The organism is Pantoea sp. XY16 (assembly GCF_025153065.1).
Lineage (GTDB): Bacteria > Pseudomonadota > Gammaproteobacteria > Enterobacterales > Enterobacteriaceae > Pantoea > Pantoea alfalfae.
On sequence record NZ_JANZNP010000012.1, the window covers coordinates 151,197 to 169,627 of the forward strand.

The window sequence follows — 18,431 nt, forward strand, 5'->3', positions numbered from 1 at the left end:
ATTAACTAAAGCTTAGCGTACCGCGCTGACAGATTCGCTGCTGTCGGCGTCAGACACACTGTAGAGACGCAGCGTTCCCTGCGCATTCAGCTCCTGACACAGGGTATTAAAAGCCTGCTCAAAAGTGGTGCCACTGGTTCGTGTCGGACTGTGGGCGGTCATTTGAATATAGAGCGTTGGTGGCAAATTGTGTTGCGCGGGTGTGATACGCGACACCAGTTCGGCCACATTCATCTGATGCTTATCAATAAGATCGGTAAAGCGTTCAATAATATGCGGCGAGTCGGCCACTTCCACCTGAATGAACGCGGTATCGGGCATCGGCGGACGAACCCCGGCGTTGGTGCGCTTCATGACGATAAGCAGCTCCAGCTCTGCGCCTTTCAGCGGCAGCGTCGATTCAATCAGCGTAATTGCGTTCCAGCTGCCCGACAGCAGCATGATAAAGGTGAACTCATCCCCAAGCATGGCAAGACGGCTATCTTCAATATTGCAACCGCAGCTGCTGACGTGTCGGGTAATCGTATTGACGATACCCGGCCGGTCAACACCGAGCGCGGTGATCACCAGATGATGGGGCTGAGATTGCGGCAAAATGGCTTTTCCTCTGCTTTCGCTAATAACCATAAGGTAAACATAAAAAAAACTGCTGACAAGCGCGGGAATGGCGTGGCTTGCTTGCTTTTCCCTAAGTGTAAAACGTACCATGAAGCACTTGTTTGTCGAGGGGATCGCCAATGTTTACGGGAAGTATTGTTGCACTCGTTACGCCAATGGATGACAGCGGTAATGTCTGCCGGTTGAGTCTGAAAAAACTGATTGATTATCACGTCGCCAGCGGCACCGCGGCGATCGTTTCCGTCGGCACCACAGGCGAATCTGCAACCCTGAGCCATGAAGAACATGGTGATGTGGTGATGCTGACCCTGGAACTGGCCGATGGCCGTATTCCGGTGATTGCCGGAACCGGTGCAAATGCCACCGCTGAAGGCATCTCTCTGACGAAGCGTTTTGAAAATTCCGGCGTAGTGGGTTGCCTGACCGTGACGCCTTATTACAATCGTCCGACGCAGGAAGGGCTGTTCCAGCACTTTAAAGCGATTGCGAATAGCACCAGCCTGCCGCAGATGCTGTATAACGTTCCCTCGCGTACCGGTTGTGACATGCTGCCGGAAACCGTTGCCCGCTTGGCCGAAATTAAAAATATTATCGGAATCAAAGAGGCAACCGGGAACTTATCGCGGGTTAGTCAGATCCAAGAGCTGGTTAATGAAGACTTTATTCTGGTGAGTGGCGATGACGCGACTGCGCTGGACTTTATGCAACTGGGCGGCAAAGGCGTCATTTCGGTGACCGCAAATGTGGCTGCACGTGAGATGGTCGAGCTGTGTCAACTCGCACAGCAGGGCAATTTCGTTGAGGCACGCCGCCTGAATCAGCGTCTGATGCACCTGCACCAGACGCTTTTCTGTGAACCCAATCCTATCCCGGTGAAATGGGCTGCGAAACAGCTAGGATTAATCGCTAACGACACGCTGCGTCTGCCAATGACGCCACTGACTGCAGCCGGCCAGCCGAAAGTGGAGCAGGCGCTGGTGAAAGCGGGTTTGCGATAATTTAGGGAGTTTGAATGAATTACTCAGTAAAGCGGTCAACAGTAGCCACAGTAGTCGGGCTTTCTACTCTGATGCTGTTGTCGGCCTGTTCAAGCGATCAGCGTTATAAGCGCCAGGTCAGCGGTGACGAATCTTATCTTGAAGCCAGCCAGTTAAGTGAACTGAAAGCACCAGCCGGTATGATCCTGCCGGTTCAGCGTGGTGACTATGATGTGCCGCGCACCAGCAGCCAGGCACCAACCGGCAAGCAGCTCGACATCCGTCCGCCAGCCCAGCCGCTGGCGCTGATGAACGGGACCCGCGCGCAGTTCAGCAACAATACCGGTGCGCTGATGATCGACAACAGCCGCGGTTCAGTCTGGTCACGGGTCGTTAACGTCGTTGAGTCAAACAAATTCCCGATTGCTTCACGTAACGATGCCGGTCAGCAGCTGACGACCGACTGGGTGCAGTGGAACCGTGCTGATGAAGATCAGCAGTATCGTGGCCGCTATCAGATCAGCGTGCAGTCGCAGAGCTATCAGCAGCAGCTTACCGTGCGCCTGCTGGAGCTGCAGCAGGATGGTAAAACCATTACGTCGCCTGTGCAGATCCAGCGTTACACCGCGCAGATGATGAATGAAATCAGCAGCGGTCTGGACAAAATTGATACCGCCAGTGAAAACGCGGCATCAGGTCGGGTAAGTGGTGCTATTGATGTGCAGAGCGGCGCAGATGACACCGGTCTGCCCATGCTGATTCTGCGTACGCCATACAATGTGGCATGGCAGCGTTTACCAGATGCGATGAAACGCGTTGGAATGGAAGTGACCGATACCACCCGCTCAACCGGCAGTATGAAGGTGACTTACAAGTCACCGGGCAGCAGCGACTGGGATTCAGTGGGTGCAAAAGATCCGGAATTACCAAACGGTGATTACAAAGTGCAGGTCGGCGATCTCGACAACCGCACCAGCCTGCAATTCATCGACCCGAAAGGACATGTGCTGACCCAGTCGCAGAACGATGCGCTGGTGGCCGTGTTCCAGGCGGCGCTGAACAAATAAAGTTGCCTCAGGCCGGAGATTCTCCGGCCTTTTTATTTTGTTTTTGGCATACTAGCGCGCGGCGAAGTAAACGATTGCGTCAAGGCAATCGCCGCAGCGGCACTGGTCGCTGAACACCCGTTATTTCAAGTCTGGAGTGAACAAGATGCAAAAGCGAGCTGAGTTGTATCGCGGTAAAGCGAAAACTGTATATAGCACCGATAACCCGGATCTGCTGATACTCGAATTCCGCAACGATACGTCAGCAGGTGATGGTGCCCGAATCGAGCAGTTTGATCGCAAAGGAATGGTTAACAACAAGTTTAACCACTTCATTATGACCAAATTGCAGGAAGCAGGTATCCCGACCCAGATGGAAGCGCTGCTGTCCGATACCGAAGCGCTGGTGAAGAAGCTGGAGATGGTGCCGGTTGAGTGCGTGGTGCGTAACCGTGCCGCAGGCTCGCTGGTAAAGCGTCTGGGCGTGGAAGAGGGCATTGTGCTCAATCCGCCGCTGTTTGATCTTTTCCTGAAAGATGATGCAAAACACGACCCGATGGTCAACGAATCTTACTGCGAAACCTTTGGCTGGGTCAGCAAACAGAACCTGGCGCGGATGCAGGAGCTGACCTTTAAAGCCAACGAGGTGCTGAGCAAACTGTTCGACGATGCGGGCCTGATTCTGGTCGACTTCAAACTGGAATTTGGTCTGTTTAACGGCGAAGTGACGCTGGGCGATGAGTTTTCGCCAGACGGTGCACGCCTGTGGGATAAAGAGACGCTGGATAAAATGGACAAAGACCGTTTCCGTCAGAGCCTTGGCGGCGTGGTTGAAGCCTATGAAGCCGTGGCACAGCGGCTTGGTGTGAAACTCGACTGAGTTTGCCTGCAGCGCAGAAAGAAAGCACACAGAACAAGGAGAGCCCCGGCTCTCCTTTTTTCATTTCAGGGTAAAGCTGGTGATTGCCCCGTCACACAACTAAAATCATGCCATCTGAAAAATGACTGAGGGAATACAGCATGCGCTGGCAAGGGCGTCGCGAAAGCGACAATGTAGAGGACCGTCGCGATCAATCGTCCGGTTTAGGTGGCGGAGGCCGCCAGATTCGTCTGCCGCGTGGCAAAGGCGGTATCGTATTGCTGATCGTGGTGGCAGTCGCCGGTTATTACGGATATGACCTGACCGGACTGCTGACGGGGGGGGACGTCGCACCGACCAGCCAGCAGCAACAGCGCAGCGTCAGTGCCAATGATGACGAGGCCGCGAAATTCACGAAAGTGATCCTGGCTACAACGGAAGACACCTGGGGCAAACTGTTCCAGCAGATGAACAAACAGTATGTGGCGCCGAAGCTGGTGATGTATCGCGGTGCAACCCGCACCGGCTGCGGAACCGGACAGTCTGTGATGGGACCGTTCTACTGTCCTGCCGATCAGACCGTCTACATCGACCTCTCTTTCTATGACGAGATGAAAACTAAGCTGGGTGCAGGCGGTGACTTCGCCCAGGGCTACGTCGTCGCGCATGAAGTTGGCCATCATGTCCAGAAACTGCTGGGCATTGAGCCGAAAGTGCGTGAAATGCAGCAGGGTGCCAGCGAGAAGCAGGTGAATCAGCTCTCCGTCAAAATGGAACTGCAGGCGGACTGTTTTGCGGGTGTCTGGGGACACTATATGCAGAAGGAAAACGTTCTTGAAGCAGGCGATCTGCAGGAAGCGCTGAATGCCGCTGAGGCGATTGGCGATGACCGTCTGCAGCAGAAAGGTCAGGGCCGCGTCGTGCCGGACAGCTTCACCCACGGTACTTCTGAGCAGCGCTACACCTGGTTTAAGCGCGGGTTTGATGGTGGCGATCCAGGACAGTGCAACACCTTCGCCAGCAACTGATGAACCCAACGCAGCTTATGCAACAGGCCGGTGTGCGTCGTCTGGCAGTCATCAGCGGCGACCCGGCCTGGTGCTTAGATCGGGCTGCGGCGTGGCGTGAAGCGCTGCCAGGCGACTGGCTGGCGCTGAGTCCGGCGCCACTATTTTCTGCTTCATCTGACGAGTCAGCTCTGCACAGGCCGCCTGGCGCGGTACGCACGCTGCTGGGACGCGAGTTCCATCATGCGATATTCGATGCACGCCAGGGCTTTCATGCCGAGGCTTTCGCTGCGCTGGCCGGTACGCTGACCGCCGGTAGCTGGCTGCTGCTGCTGGTGCCGCCCTGGCAAGCGTGGCCGCAACAGCCTGACAGCGACAGCCTGCGCTGGGCGGACGTCGCTGAACCCATCTCAACCCCTCATTTTGTTCACCACCTGCAACAGCTGATCCTGGCGGATGACCAGGTGCTGCTGGAGCGGCAGCATCAGCCCTGCCGTTTTCCGGCGCAGCCGGACTGGCCGCAGTGGCACTGTCAGGCACCACAGCAGCAGCAGGCGATCCTCGATAAGCTGATCGCGCTGCCCTCGGGTATCGCCGTACTGACCGCTGCCCGTGGACGGGGTAAATCGGCGCTGGCGGGAATGCTGGCCCGGCAAAACAGACATTGCCTGGTGACGGCACCGGCCAAAGCCTCAACAGAGGTGCTGGCTGCTTTTGCCGCTGAGCATTTTCACTTTATGGCACCTGATGCACTGCTGGCGCAGGAGACGCCGCCACCGGCGGAGTGGCTGATTGTGGATGAAGCCGCGGCGATCCCGGCCCCGCTGCTGCAGGCGCTGGTCAGCCGCTATCCCCGCATATTGCTCACCACCACCGTTCAGGGCTATGAAGGCAGCGGGCGCGGCTTTATCCTTAAATTCTGCGCCGGGCTTACCGGGGTTCACTATTTCACACTGGATGAGCCGCTACGCTGGTCGCGTTTTGATCCGCTGGAGCAGTGGCTGAATCAGGCGCTGCTGTTTGACGATGCCCGCGCCAGTGCGCCTGATACTCTGGTAACACCGCATCGTGTTGAACGTCACGATTTCAGCGCGCTTGAAGCCGCTTACCGTCTGCTCACCAGCGCGCACTATCGCACGTCGCCGCTTGATCTGCGCCGCCTGCTGGATGCACCAGGTATGCAGCTGTGGCGGGCGGGCAATGCACCTGCGTTACAGGGCGCGCTCTGGCTGGTGGAGGAGGGCGGTCTTGAACCTGAGCTGGCGCAGGCGGTCTGGGCGGGCATCCGGCGACCGCGCGGCAATCTGGTTGCGCAGTCGCTGGCAGCCCACGCCGGTCTGGCTGAGGCGGCAACCCTGCGCTCGCAGCGCATCAGCCGGATTGCCGTGGCGGCGGAGAGCCGTCGTCGGGGAACCGGACAGCAGCTTGTTGCGGCGGCGGTTAATGCGGCTGCCGATCACGACTACCTCTCTGTCAGCTTCGGCTACACTGAATCACTCTGGGCGTTCTGGCGTGCCTGTGGCTTTGCTCTGGTGCGGATTGGCAGTCAGCGCGAAGCCAGCAGCGGCTGTTACGCGGCGATGGCCATATTGCCCTGTTCTGCTGCGGGTGAGGCACTGACGCGCCGGGCAGCAGAACAGCTGGCGCGTGACTGGCCGCGATTGCAACAGCATATCGCGCTGGAACTGCAGTTTGATAAGACCACAGATGATGGATTGATCGCTCAGGATAACCATCTGGCCATCGGTTTCGCCTGGGCGCAGCGGCCACTGGAGGCGAGCCTGCCGGTATTGCAGCGCCTGGTTGAGTCCAGTGCCGTCTCCGTACCGCTGCTGGCCTCCGCGGTTGCTGCACCTGATGCGCTAAGCGACCTGGCCCGGCAGGCGGGCTTAAGCGGCCGCAAAGCGCTGATAGCTAAGCTACGTCAGCAGGCGGCTTCAGCCCTCGAAAGCCTGGGCGTTACTGCTGACGCGCTGCATCTGCCGTTGAAATAATTCGACCAGCTGGTTCAAATTATCCCCATATCATTTTGTGCCAGGCGGCGTAGAGTGAACACAGGAGGTCAACATGACACTGAAATATGTAATCGTTCAACAGCCTGCCACCACCGCACAGCTGTTTCTGCTCTATCACGGCGTTGGCGACAACCCGGATTCAATGGGTGAGATTGGCAACTGGTTTGCGAAAACTTTTCCCGACGCGCTGGTGGTTTCCGTCGGTTCACCCGGCGTGGTTCGTCAGTGGTTTGGCGAGACTGACCTGCACGATCAGACTATCCAGCAGCGGGTTGATGCGGCAATGCCGCAGTTTGTTGCGTCGGTGCGTCACTGGCAGAAAAAGAGCGGCGTGCGGCCGGAAGCGACAGCCTTAATCGGTTTTTCGCAGGGCGGCAGTATGGTGCTGGAAGGGGTTAAAGCCCATCCGGACCTGGCAGGTCGCGCAGTGGTGTTTAATGGCCGATTTATTACCCTGCCGGAAAAGGCCACTACCCGCACCACGATTCACCTGATCCACGGTGATTATGATGAACAGATCCCGCTTCACCATGCCCGGGAGGCGGAACAGCGGCTGACCGCCTGCGGTGGCGACGTGACACTCGATATCGTTGACGATCTGGCGCATGCCATCGATCACCGCAGCATGGAGCTGGCGCTGAATCATCTGCGCTATACGGTGCCAAAACGCTACTTTGATGAGGCGTTAAGCGGCGCAAAACCGGGTGACGATGACGTTATCGTGATGATGTAAAAAAGCCCCTGCAGTGCAGGGGCTTTTTCATTTACTTCTTCTTCGGCCAGTTGTCGTCGTCATCCCATTTATCGTTGAAATCACGATGCGGTGGCAGGTCAGGTTTGTTATCCATAAATTTTTTGTGATCGATGCGTTTCAGATCTTTATAAACATTCATCAACACACCAACCATCAGCAGGATCACCAGGATCCACCAGTAATCTTTAATAAATTCCATTTGATGCTCCTTAACATCGCCGTCAGGCGATCAGTTGTTCCATGATGCGCTGGTACATCCGGCTCAGCATCTGCAGGTCGGAGGCTTTCACACACTCATTGATTTTGTGAATGGTGGCATTCACCGGCCCCAGCTCCACCACCTGCGCGCCCATCCGGGCTATAAACCGGCCATCAGAGGTGCCGCCCGTGGTCAGCAGCTGCGGCTTAATTTCATTATAGTGCGCTACAGCTTTCACGACGGCATCCACCAGCTTACCGCGTGAGGTCAGGAAGGGCTGCCCCGAAAGTTTCCACTCGATGGTGTAACGCAGCTGATGACGATCCAGCAACTCTGCGACCCGCTGACGGATCATCTCATCGGTGAGTTCGGTGCTGAAGCGGAAGTTGAACTGCACAAACAGCTCGCCGGGGATCACATTGTTGCTGCCGGTGCCCGCCTGGACATTAGCAATCTGCATGCTGGTGGCCGGGAAGAACTCATTTCCCTGATCCCACTCCGTCGCGACCAGCTCAGTCAGCGCAGGCATCGCCCGGTGAACCGGATTATCCGCCAGATGCGGATAGGCGACGTGGCCCTGCACACCGTGTACCGTCAGGTTGGCGGTAATTGAGCCGCGCCGGCCATTCTTCACCACGTCACCGACGACTTCCGTACTGGAAGGCTCGCCGACCAGGCAATAGTCCAGGCGTTCGCGACGCGCCATCAGCCGCTCAACCACTTTAACCGTGCCGTTGGTCCCACTGGCCTCTTCATCAGAGGTAATCATAAAGGCGAGGCGGCCCCGGTGATGGGGACGCACCGCCACAAAACGTTCGGCGGCCACCACCATGGCCGCCAGCGAGCCTTTCATATCAGCCGCGCCACGGCCAAACAGCATGCCATCGCGGATGGTCGGTTCAAATGGCGGGTTGATCCAGCGACTGGCATCGCCAGGCGGCACCACATCGGTGTGACCGGCAAACGCCAGCGTTTCACCTTCGCCACGGGTGGCCCAGAAATTCAGGGTATCGTCGATGTTCATCGTTTCAATCTTAAAGCCAATGGCTTCAAGACGGGCGATCAGCAGAGCCTGACATCCGGCATCATCGGGGCTGAGAGAGGGGCGACGAATAAGCTGCTGCGTCAGCTCAATGACCGGGCAAAACATATTATGACTTCTCCTGAATAGCATTCTGATAGGTGGCTTCGCTGAAACCGGCGAGCAGGGAGCCATCCGGGGTGCGCAACAGCGGACGCTTAATCATGGCGGGATGCGCCAGCATCAGCGCCCTGGCGCTGCTGGCATCGTTAACCGCTTCACGATCAGCCTCGGGCAGTTTACGCCAGGTCGTGCCGCGTGTGTTAATCAGGGCTTCATAGCCCAGCGCATCGATAAATTCCTGCAGCAGGGCATCGCTCAGGCCATCGGCACGGTAGTCGTGAAAGTGATAATCAATACCTGCATCTGTCAAAAAGCGCCGGGCTTTTTTTATGGTGTCGCAATTTTTAATCCCGAACATCACCCACTGCGTGCTCATTGCCCGATCCTTATTATCCTGTGAGAAGAGAAAGCTGAAAAAAGCAGCCAAAGCGCGAGTTTAGCATAGTGTAATCGGTTGCGGCATCCGCGCTGGCGCGGGAATCAGGCCGGGTATCCTGCACCCCGTCTCTTAATTTCCCCTCGGGTAAACGCTATCAATTACGCAGGCAATTATTACCCTGCTTATCGATGCGTGCTTAAGAATTTCGCCATGTTGATAAAATAGTCTACCGCTGGGCTTAAAATAAATTATTTTCAATGAGGTTAAGGAGTTGCTGAAATGTGCGTCAGCTTCCAGAATCAGCAACATTCATGTTTTTGTGAGGCTTGCCGATAGGTATAACAGGTGTAAACGTATTCACCTGCTTAAAAAAAGCGCGTAATATTGTCAGCACAATAAGAGAGGGCATTATGATTGACACTGAAATGGGAACCTGGAAAGAATTTATCGAAGCGATGTTACGCAACAAGTAATACGCTCAGAAAAAAGCAGGTCATTCCCACTTGCTGGAATTCTTACCACACACAGAAATAAAGCGGCCACTGAGTTCAGTGGCCGCTTTTTATTTAGCGTTAGTCGTGCAGTTTCTCTTTAAGCGGGAAGCGACGGCGGACCAGCACAAAGAACAGCGGCACAAAAAAGATCGCCAGCAGCGTGGCGGAGATCATCCCGCCCATCACGCCGGTTCCCACGGCGTGCTGGCTGCCGGAACCTGCACCGCTACTGATTGCCATCGGCAGCACCCCAAAAATAAAGGCCAGCGAGGTCATCAGAATCGGCCGCAGACGCTGACGCGATGCCTCCAGCGTGGACTCCACCAGTTCACGGCCTTTGCTGTTAATCTCATTAGCAAACTCAACAATCAGGATGGCGTTTTTGGCGGATAGCCCCACGACCGTCAGCAGGCCAACCTGGAAATAGACATCATTCTCCAGCCCGCGCATCCAGGTGGCGATAAGCGCGCCCACCACACCCAGCGGCACCACCAGCATTACCGAGAACGGGATCGACCAGCTCTCATACAGCGCGGCCAGGCAGAGGAACACCACCAGCAGCGAAATCGCATAAAGCGCTGGAGCCTGCGAGCCGGAGAGCCGTTCCTGATAAGAAGCACCGGTCCACTGGAACCCGACACCCAGCGGCAGCGCATTGACCAGCTTTTCCATTTCATCCATCGCCGTACCGCTGCTGACGCCATTCGCCGCTTCGCCGACAATCTCCAGCGACGAATAGCCGTTGTAACGTTCAAGGCGTGGTGAACCGGTCTCCCAGCGGCTGGTGGCAAACGCGGAGAAGGGCACCATTTTGCCGCTGCTGTTGCGCACGTACCACTTGTTGATGTCGTCCGGCAGCATGCGGAATTCGGCGGCGGCCTGCACATAGACCTTTTTTACCCGCCCCCGATCCAGGAAGTCATTCACATAGCTGGAGCCCCACGCGGTAGTCAGGGTGTCGTTGATGGTGTCCAGCGACACGCCCAGCGCCTGCGCTTTGCGGGCATCCACATCAATCTGCAGCTGCGGGCTGTCATCCAGTCCATTGTGCCGTACCCGCGATAGCGACTTATCGTTGCCCGCCATCTCCAGCAGTTTGTCGCGCATCGCCATCAGTTGCGTATGACCGATACCCGCGTGATCCTGTAGCTGCATGTCAAAGCCGGAGCTGCTGCCCATGCCGGTAATGGCGGGCGGACTGCTGGCAATCACCCGCCCCTCTTTAATTTTCTGAAACGCCTGAGTCGCACGATCGATAATGGCGAATGAGGTGCGATCGGCACCTGGCCGATCTTCCCAGTCTTTCAGCCGCACAAACAGACGTGCCACATTCTGCCCATTGCCGCCCGGGCCGGCCCCGATGGTAGAGAACACCGACAGCACGTTGGCCTTCTCCTCAGTGAGATAATAGTGTTCAACTTTCGCGACCACGCTGGCGGTTTGCTCAAGCGTTGCGCCCGCCGGAAGCTGAACCTGAGTCAGGAAGACGCCGCGATCTTCCAGCGGCAGAAACGAGGTTGGCAGACGCAGAAACAGAAACGCCATCAGGCCGATAATGCCGAGATAGAGCAGCAGCCAGCGACCGCCCCTGCGCAGAATGCCTGCAACGCCGCGCTGATAGCGGTCAGCATTGCGATTGAAGTGACGATTGAACCAGCCGAAGAAACCGCGACGCTCAGGCTGCTCGCCCTTCACCACGGGTTTCAGCAACGTGGCACACAGCGCCGGTGTCAGGATCATCGCGACCAGCACCGACAGCACCATTGCCGAAACAATGGTGATGGAGAACTGACGGTAAATCGCGCCGACGGTACCGCCAAAAAATGCCATCGGCACAAACACCGCAGAGAGCACCAGCGCGATACCGACCAGTGCGCCCTGAATCTGGCCCATCGATTTTCGCGTGGCGGCACGCGGCGAGAGCCCCTCTTCGTGCATGATACGTTCGACGTTCTCCACCACGACGATGGCATCGTCTACCAGCAGCCCTATCGCCAGCACCATGGCAAACATGGTCAGGGTATTGATACTGAACCCGCAGGCATAGAGCACGCTGAAGGTACCGAACAGCACGACCGGCACGGCAATGGTCGGGATTAACGTGGCACGGAAGTTCTGCATAAACAGGTACATCACGCCGAAGACCAGCACGATCGCCTCCAGCAGCGTCTTCACCACATCGGTGATCGACGCTTTAACGAACGGCGAGGTTTCATAGGCAATTTTCGCTTCCAGACCGTGCGGGAAGTAGTGCGACAGCTCCTCTATACGTGCACGGACCAGCTTATCGGTGTTCATCTCGTTGGCACCGGACGCAAGTTTTACGCCCAGGCCTGACGCGGGCTGGCCGTTATAGCGGCTCAGATAATCATACTTCTCCGCGCCCAGCGCCACGGTGGCGACATCCCCCAGCGTCACCACAGAACCGTCGGGATTGTTCTTCAGCGTAATGGCCCGGAACTGCCCGGGGGTCTGCAGCATCGACTGGGCATTCACCGTCGCGTTCAGCGCCTGCTTCTCTACGGATGGCAGACCACCGACCTGACCCACGGCAACCTGAGTGTTCTGCGACTGAATTGCACTGACCACATCGTCGGTGGTCAGCGCGTAGGCGATCAGTTTGTTAGGATCGAGCCAGATGCGCATCGCATATTGCGAGCCGTAAGCGTCTACCTGGCCGACACCATCAATACGGCTCAGCGGATCCTGAATATTACTGGCGACATAGTCTGAAATATCCTGCTTATCCATACTGCCGTCGGTTGAGACGAAAGCGACCATCAGAATATTGCTGTCACCGGTTTTATTGACCGTTACGCCCTGCGACTGAACCGCCTGCGGCAATTTGCGCAGCGCTGACTGCAACTGGTTCTGAACCTGCTGACGGGCTTCATCGGGATTGGTCCCGGCGGTAAAGGTGAGGGTGATCTGTGCCTGACCCGTGTTGCTGCTGTTCGAGGACATGTACATCAGATTATCGATGCCGGTCATGTTCTGCTCGATAACCTGAGTAACGGTGTTCTCCAGCGTCTGGGCGGATGCGCCGGGGTAGTTGGCGGTGATGCGCACGTTGGGTGGTGCCAGATCGGGATACTGTTCAACAGGCAGCGAAATAATCGAAAGCGTGCCGCACAGGCACAGCAGAATCGCCAGAACCCAGGCAAAGATGGGACGGTCGATAAAGAAATTCGACATTAAATCGACACTCCTCAGGGACTTTCATAAGCGTTCAGGCCCACCGGCAACGGGCGCACTGGCCGACAAACCGGATGGTTTTTGCCACGATTTTCCGCCGCCATTTACTCTACGTGCGGCAGCGGGGGAAATCGTGGAGAAATTGAGGAGAAAATGTAAATTCGTTGGCTATTTGCGGCTTTCAAGCCACATTACCGTGGCAGCGACGCGTGAGCGGACATCCAGCTTACGCAGCAGGTTGCGGATATGCACTTTTACGGTCTCTTCAGAAATGTGCAGAATAGCCGCGATCTCTTTGTTCGACAGGCCGCGCGCCACCTCCTGCAGCACGTCGCACTCGCGCCCGGTGAGCTGACGCAGGGGATCGGCACTGTGCTGGCGATTAGCCAGATAACGGGCCACGCCTTCACTGAAGACCTTTTCACCCTGCGATGCCTGCAGAATATGCCCCAGCAGGATTTCCGGCTCGCTGTCCTTAAGCAGATAGCCATCGGCACCCGCATCCACCATGGCGAAGATATCACTGCGGGCATCAGAGACCGTCAGGACCAGAATGCGTGAACTGATCCCTTCATGGCGCAACGCCTTCAGCGTATCCAGCCCGGACATACCTTTCATATTCAGGTCGAGCAGAATAATATCGGGTTCCTGACGGCGGGCCTCGGCCAGCGCTTCCGTGCCGTTGTTGGCTTCTGCGATGACCTCAAGTCGGGGATCCAGCGCCAGCAGCTGACGAACACCGCGGCGCATCAGCGGATGGTCATCCACAATCATCAATGTTAATGCGGGCTGTTGCATAGGTTCTCCATTTCATCGGCTTCAGGCGGCGGCAGAAGAGCAGAGCTGGCACCATAGGGGTCCGTACCCGCTGGCCTGCGCGCTGAGACCGATAGATTATCTGAATAAGTTAACATCACGTCGGGCGCTTTATGTCAGTGAGCGCGCCGGTTGCGGTGGAAAGCGCAGTTCGACCCGGGTACCCCGTTGCTGAGTGTGAATCGTCAGGTTGCCACTCAGGCGCTGGGCACGCTCTGTCATAATCGTCAGACCGTAATGGCCCGCGGGTTCGTCAGTGCTGTTCATTCCCACCCCGTCATCCGTAATTGTCAGTAAGTGCTCACCTTGTTCGCTGTGCTGATAATCCACCCGAATCACCTGCGCGCTGGCGTGACGGATGGCATTCAGCAGCGCCTCACGGGCAATCTGCAACACATGCACCTGCTGTTGTGCCTCAAGACTCTGCAGGCCGGTCTGATAGTTAAAGTATATCTCTGCGCCGCTTTTTTCCTGCAACGAGGCGATCATCGCCTGCATCGCCGCCACCAGATCCGCCTGCTCAATGGTCAGGCGGAAGGTGGTCAGCAGCTCACGCAGCTGACGGTAGGCATCGGCCAGCGCCTGATCGAAGTCAGCGATAATCGCGTGGGCGGCGCTGTCATCCTTATCCACAGTGCGGCGCAGCAGGGTCAGCTGAATACGTAAAAACGAGAGCGACTGGGCCAGCGAGTCATGTAATTCCCGGGCAATGGTGGCGCGCTCTTCAATCAGCAGCATCTGCTGATATTGCTGCTGTGCCTGCCAGATCCAGATTGCCCGTCCCAGCATCGCCGCCAGGCTGCGCATCAGCTCATTGGGATACGTAACGCCAGCCGACTGCCAGCGCAGTTCGCCAATCTGTTGATCGTCCTGCTGTAACGGCAGACGCTGCCACTCACCGTCAGCCTGAACATCCCCCGCGCAGAACTGAAACTGGTCGCTGTCCAGCCGGATCGCTGTCAGTTTTTCGCGCGTCAGCACAGTGGTTAACACTGCCTCAAACAGTGCCGGATGCAACGGGCTGGCCGTCAGCATCTGCGAGCTGTCGTAAAGCAGTGACAGCGTGCGATTCGCCTGGGTTAAGTCTTCCGTTTTCGCGCGTACCGTACTTTCCAGTAGTTGATAGTGCGAATGCAGACGCGCCGCCATGCCGCTGAAAGCATGCGACAGTACCCGCAGTTCATTCTGCTGCTCAACGTGCAGCGGCGGAAAAGCAAAATTGCCGCTTTCGACGTAGCGACTGGCCGTGACCAGCGCATTAAGTGGCCGCACCACCTGCAGCCGGGTAAAGCGAATCGTCATCAGTGCCAGCACGACAATAGCAATGACACCTGCCAGGCTGCTGGCCGCCACCAGACGCATTTTCAGCTCGGTATAGCGCTGCAAACCCAGTACAAAGCGATCAATTTCACCGACGTAGATCGGCACCTGCTGCTGGTATGCCACGGTATCACCCTGCTGCAACTGCTGCTGCAGGGAAGGCCATGCAGCGCGCAGTCGCTGATAGCGAGCGCTGACTTCGCGTGGTACCCAGGGCCGATCCAGCTTTTGCAGCACCGGGGCATCCAGCGTTTGCTGATAGAGCGTCAGGTGATGCGCAAGATTTTGTGGCTGACGGCTGGCGTCCCATGCCATGCGATAGCTCTGCATGCGCAGGGATCCCGCCAGATTGATCGCCTCCGCATCGCGCTGACTGCTGAGCAGCGTGACTAAGGCGAGACCGGTGGTGAGCAGCGACAGCAGGACAATGGCGCTGAGCGCCTTAGCGATGCTTTGAGTAACGGAACGTTTAACAATCACATGGATGGCCCTGTTGAAAGTGCGGGAATTATAAGAGCGCAATAACGTAACGCAAATGATCCATCCCCTGTTTATCGCACAGGCGGTTACACATCGCACATAAAATGACCACAACTGACAGTTCCCAGGATGGGCTACCGATTTGTGGTTAAAAAAGGAACAGGTTTACATCGTCCCGATGTTGCTTTTCATTGCAACGCTAATAATTCATCCAGTCATCAGCTCAACCCGATCACAGATTAAGGAGCATCCAATGAAAAAGCTGAATGCTGTACTGGCGGGCGCATTATTGGCTACCGCTTCCTTTACCGCTTTTGCTGCTGCGCCGGTCGACCGGTCACAGGCTCAGAACATGCAGAGCATCGGCAGCGTGTCAGTCTCCGGCGTTCGCGGCTCACTGGACGATGCGAATCGCCAGTTGTCGCAAAAAGCGGAAGAGATGGGCGCCAGCCATTACCGCGTTATCGGCGTTGATAACCCAGGCGACTCCAGCCTGTGGAGCGGCACCGCAGAGATTTATCGCTAACCCAACCCTCCTGTTTCCATCCCTGTAGCTTTTACCGGCCTGAAAATGGCCGGTTTTTTTGTTTTTGTGCATCAGGATGGATTCTTACAAATCAGCCTGTGCATCTGCCCGGTATATTTTGCTTCGTTCTTGCAGAACGGGTAGGATTCATCGCCGTAAATTCCCGCGCTGCCTGGCACTCACTCACAGGCAAACGCATAGAGGAAAATACCCCATTTCACAGGGCATTACGCCCGAAACGGGGATGCGACGACTGATAGTCAGGACAAACAGGAATGCTATGAAATCTAAAAACAAAACCCCAGGCGAGATGCGCGCTGCGAAACGACGCTGGCTCAACTCTCATGACGCCGGCTACCAGAAGGCGATGGGTAACCGTCACGTACAGATGATTGCGATCGGCGGTGCCATCGGTACCGGTTTGTTCCTGGGCGCAGGTGGCCGTTTGCAGGCTGCTGGCCCCGCTTTAGCCATCATCTATCTGGTGTGTGGCATCTTCTCCTTCTTTATTCTGCGTGCGCTGGGCGAACTGGTATTACACCGTCCCAGCAGCGGCAGCTTCGTCTCCTATGCTCGTGAATTCCTGGGCGAGAAAGCCTCTTATGTGGCGGGCTGGATGTACTTCGTCAACTGGGCGATGACCGGCATCGTTGATATCACCGCCGTCGCGCTCTACATGCACTACTGGGGCGCGTTTGGTGATGTGCCACAGTGGGTCTTCGCCCTGGGCGCGCTGGCGATTGTCGGCACCATGAACATGATTGGCGTTAAGTGGTTTGCCGAGATGGAGTTCTGGTTCGCGCTGGTAAAAGTGCTGGCGATTGTCATCTTCCTGGTGGTGGGCGTGGTATTCCTTGGCACCGGCAAACCGCTGGATGGCAACAGCACCGGCTTCCATCTGATCACCGATAACGGTGGCCTGTTCCCGCACGGTTTACTGCCAGCACTGGTGCTGATTCAGGGCGTAGTGTTCGCCTTTGCCTCTATCGAACTGGTGGGTACGGCGGCCGGCGAATGTAAAGACCCGAAAACCATGCTGCCGAAAGCAATCAACAGCGTGATCTGGCGTATTGGCCTGTTCTATGTCGGCTCTGTGGTGCTGCTGGTGCTGCTGCTGCCATGGAACGCTTATCAGGCGGGTCAGAGTCCGTTCGTGACCTTCTTCTCGAAGCTGGGCGTGCCTTACGTTGGCAGCATCATGAATATCGTAGTGCTGAGTGCGGCGCTTTCCAGCCTGAACTCCGGCCTCTACTCGACCGGGCGTATTCTGCGCTCCATGTCGATGGGTGGCTCTGCGCCGAAATTCATGTCAAAGATGAACAGTCAGCAGGTTCCTTATGCCGGTATTCTGGTGACCGTCGCCGTCTATGTGATTGGTGTGGTGCTTAACTACTATGTGCCTTCTCAGGTGTTTGAGATCGTCCTGAACGTTGCCTCGCTGGGCATTATCTCCTCCTGGGCCTTTATCGTGGTTTGCCAGTTGCGTCTGCGCAAAGCGATCAAAGAGGGCAAGGCGGATGATGTCAGCTTCAAGCTGCCAGGCGCGCCGTTTACCTCGTGGCTGACGCTGCTGTTCCTGTTCAGTGTGCTGGTGCTGATGGCGTTTGACTACCCGAACGGGACGTACACCATCGCCTCCATTCCGCTGATTGCGGTATTACTGGTGCTGGGATGGTTTGGCGTGCGTAAGCGCGTTCACGCCATAGCTGAGACCGAACAGGATCATCACGAAGAAGAGCCTCAGCCGACCCGCCTGGCTGACGACACCTCACGCTGATAAGTTTTGCAGCAATCAGGCCAGCCTCCGGGCTGGCTTTTTTTTGCCCGCAAATCGACACGTTACGACAAGAATTAGGATAGTTTTCCCGTAAGCCCCCCTCTATGATGAAAAGCTCCCTTTATGCGGTAGTGGAGTCCTCATGTCGTTTAAGATCACTATCATCAAAGATAAGCTCCTGTCTGAAAACTGGTTTGTGCTGCGTAACTACACCTATGAGATTACCGATCGTCGTGGCGAGGTTATCCGCCATAAACGCGAAGTCTACGACCGCGGAAATGGGGCGACTATACTGCTCTACAACCGTGAAAAGAACAGCGTGGTCCTGACACGCCAGTTCCGTATTGCGACTTACGTCAATGGTAACGACGACGGCATGTTAATCGAAGCCTGTGCGGGCTTGCTGGACGACGACTCTCCGGAAGATTGCATTCGCAAAGAGGCGATTGAAGAGACCGGTTATGCGGTGGGCGAGGTGGAAAAACTCTATGCCTGCTATATGTCGCCGGGCGGCGTCACTGAATTGATCCACTTTTTTGCAGCGGTTTATAATGAATCGCTGCGCGACAATGCGGGGGGCGGCGTTGAAGATGAGTCGATCGACGTGCTGGAATTAAGCTTTCCGGATGCGCTGGCAATGGTCGCTGAGGGTCGCATTCGTGACGGCAAAACCATCATGCTGCTTCAGCATGCACAGATTGCGGGCTGGCTGACGCCATAAAACCGTGCCAGTAAGCCTGTTGCCGCGTGCCGGCATTGAGGGAGAGTGGTGAGCGTTAATCCACTTTATGTGCGCTTTTTAAGCAGTTAACTGCGCTTTTTGCA

16 protein-coding genes are annotated in these 18,431 nt (G+C 56.5%); 9 read left to right on the forward strand and 7 right to left on the reverse strand.

The features are described 5' to 3' along the window. Positions 1–12: 12 nt before the first annotated feature. Positions 13–594: a glycine cleavage system transcriptional repressor gene (locus tag N1689_RS17320; RefSeq protein ID WP_150012539.1), complete on the reverse strand. Its 582-nt coding sequence runs from the start codon at positions 592–594 to the stop codon at positions 13–15. A gap of 143 nt (positions 595–737) precedes the next feature. On the opposite strand from N1689_RS17320, the gene dapA reads away from it, so the two are divergent. From dapA to ypfH, 6 genes are all read left to right on the forward strand, one after another. Beyond that, entirely contained in the window at positions 738–1,616 is an 879-nt protein-coding gene (gene dapA, locus N1689_RS17325; protein WP_161736412.1) for a 4-hydroxy-tetrahydrodipicolinate synthase, read from the forward strand. A gap of 14 nt (positions 1,617–1,630) precedes the next feature. Then, positions 1,631–2,662 carry an outer membrane protein assembly factor BamC gene (gene bamC, locus N1689_RS17330; RefSeq protein ID WP_253419606.1) on the forward strand — a complete coding sequence of 344 codons (1,032 nt, stop codon included), beginning with the start codon at positions 1,631–1,633 and terminating at the stop codon, positions 2,660–2,662. A gap of 145 nt (positions 2,663–2,807) precedes the next feature. Further along, positions 2,808–3,521, forward strand: a complete 714-nt coding sequence (gene purC, locus N1689_RS17335) for a phosphoribosylaminoimidazolesuccinocarboxamide synthase (protein ID WP_010260002.1) — start codon at positions 2,808–2,810, stop codon at positions 3,519–3,521. Between the two features lie 140 nt (positions 3,522–3,661). Next, positions 3,662–4,528: a neutral zinc metallopeptidase gene (locus tag N1689_RS17340; RefSeq protein WP_161736414.1), complete on the forward strand. Its 867-nt coding sequence runs from the start codon at positions 3,662–3,664 to the stop codon at positions 4,526–4,528. After that, positions 4,528–6,501 (forward strand): tRNA(Met) cytidine acetyltransferase TmcA, encoded by a 1,974-nt coding sequence (locus N1689_RS17345; RefSeq protein WP_260059583.1) that lies wholly within the window; start codon positions 4,528–4,530, stop codon positions 6,499–6,501. Before N1689_RS17340 ends, N1689_RS17345 begins: the two co-directional genes overlap by 1 nt. A gap of 73 nt (positions 6,502–6,574) precedes the next feature. Next, the gene (ypfH, locus tag N1689_RS17350) at positions 6,575–7,255 is read left to right on the forward strand and encodes an esterase (protein WP_161736415.1); all 681 of its coding nucleotides are present in this window, start codon (positions 6,575–6,577) and stop codon (positions 7,253–7,255) included. Positions 7,256–7,286: 31 nt separating this feature from the next. Here the strand turns inward: ypfH and N1689_RS17355 are convergent, their stop codons facing one another. The 6 genes from N1689_RS17355 to narQ all read right to left on the reverse strand — a co-directional run bounded on the left by N1689_RS17355 (position 7,287) and on the right by narQ (position 15,303). Continuing rightward, complete coding sequence (locus N1689_RS17355) at positions 7,287–7,475, reverse strand: YpfN family protein (RefSeq protein WP_003848800.1); 189 nt, start codon at positions 7,473–7,475, stop codon at positions 7,287–7,289. A 22-nt stretch (positions 7,476–7,497) separates the two neighbouring features. Continuing rightward, the gene (gene dapE / locus N1689_RS17360; RefSeq protein ID WP_161736416.1) at positions 7,498–8,625 is read right to left on the reverse strand and encodes a succinyl-diaminopimelate desuccinylase; all 1,128 of its coding nucleotides are present in this window, start codon (positions 8,623–8,625) and stop codon (positions 7,498–7,500) included. 1 nt (position 8,626) lies between these two features. Further along, positions 8,627–8,995, reverse strand: a complete 369-nt coding sequence (locus N1689_RS17365; RefSeq protein WP_161736417.1) for an ArsC family reductase — start codon at positions 8,993–8,995, stop codon at positions 8,627–8,629. Positions 8,996–9,570: 575 nt separating this feature from the next. Next, on the reverse strand, positions 9,571–12,687 hold the full coding sequence (acrD, locus tag N1689_RS17370) for a multidrug efflux RND transporter permease AcrD (RefSeq protein WP_260059563.1): 3,117 nt from the start codon (positions 12,685–12,687) through the stop codon (positions 9,571–9,573). Between the two features lie 168 nt (positions 12,688–12,855). Beyond that, positions 12,856–13,485 carry a response regulator gene (locus N1689_RS17375; protein ID WP_161736419.1) on the reverse strand — a complete coding sequence of 210 codons (630 nt, stop codon included), beginning with the start codon at positions 13,483–13,485 and terminating at the stop codon, positions 12,856–12,858. 129 nt (positions 13,486–13,614) lie between these two features. Then, positions 13,615–15,303 carry a nitrate/nitrite two-component system sensor histidine kinase NarQ gene (narQ, locus tag N1689_RS17380; protein WP_260059564.1) on the reverse strand — a complete coding sequence of 563 codons (1,689 nt, stop codon included), beginning with the start codon at positions 15,301–15,303 and terminating at the stop codon, positions 13,615–13,617. A 253-nt stretch (positions 15,304–15,556) separates the two neighbouring features. Here narQ and N1689_RS17385 point away from each other — a divergent pair, with 253 nt between their 5' ends. From N1689_RS17385 to nudK, 3 genes are all read left to right on the forward strand, one after another. Further along, positions 15,557–15,829 (forward strand): DUF1471 domain-containing protein, encoded by a 273-nt coding sequence (locus N1689_RS17385; protein WP_161736421.1) that lies wholly within the window; start codon positions 15,557–15,559, stop codon positions 15,827–15,829. A 280-nt stretch (positions 15,830–16,109) separates the two neighbouring features. After that, positions 16,110–17,606 carry an L-asparagine permease gene (gene ansP / locus N1689_RS17390; RefSeq protein ID WP_161736422.1) on the forward strand — a complete coding sequence of 499 codons (1,497 nt, stop codon included), beginning with the start codon at positions 16,110–16,112 and terminating at the stop codon, positions 17,604–17,606. Positions 17,607–17,748: 142 nt separating this feature from the next. Then, complete coding sequence (gene nudK / locus N1689_RS17395) at positions 17,749–18,327, forward strand: GDP-mannose pyrophosphatase NudK (RefSeq protein ID WP_161736423.1); 579 nt, start codon at positions 17,749–17,751, stop codon at positions 18,325–18,327. Positions 18,328–18,431 lie beyond the last annotated feature (104 nt).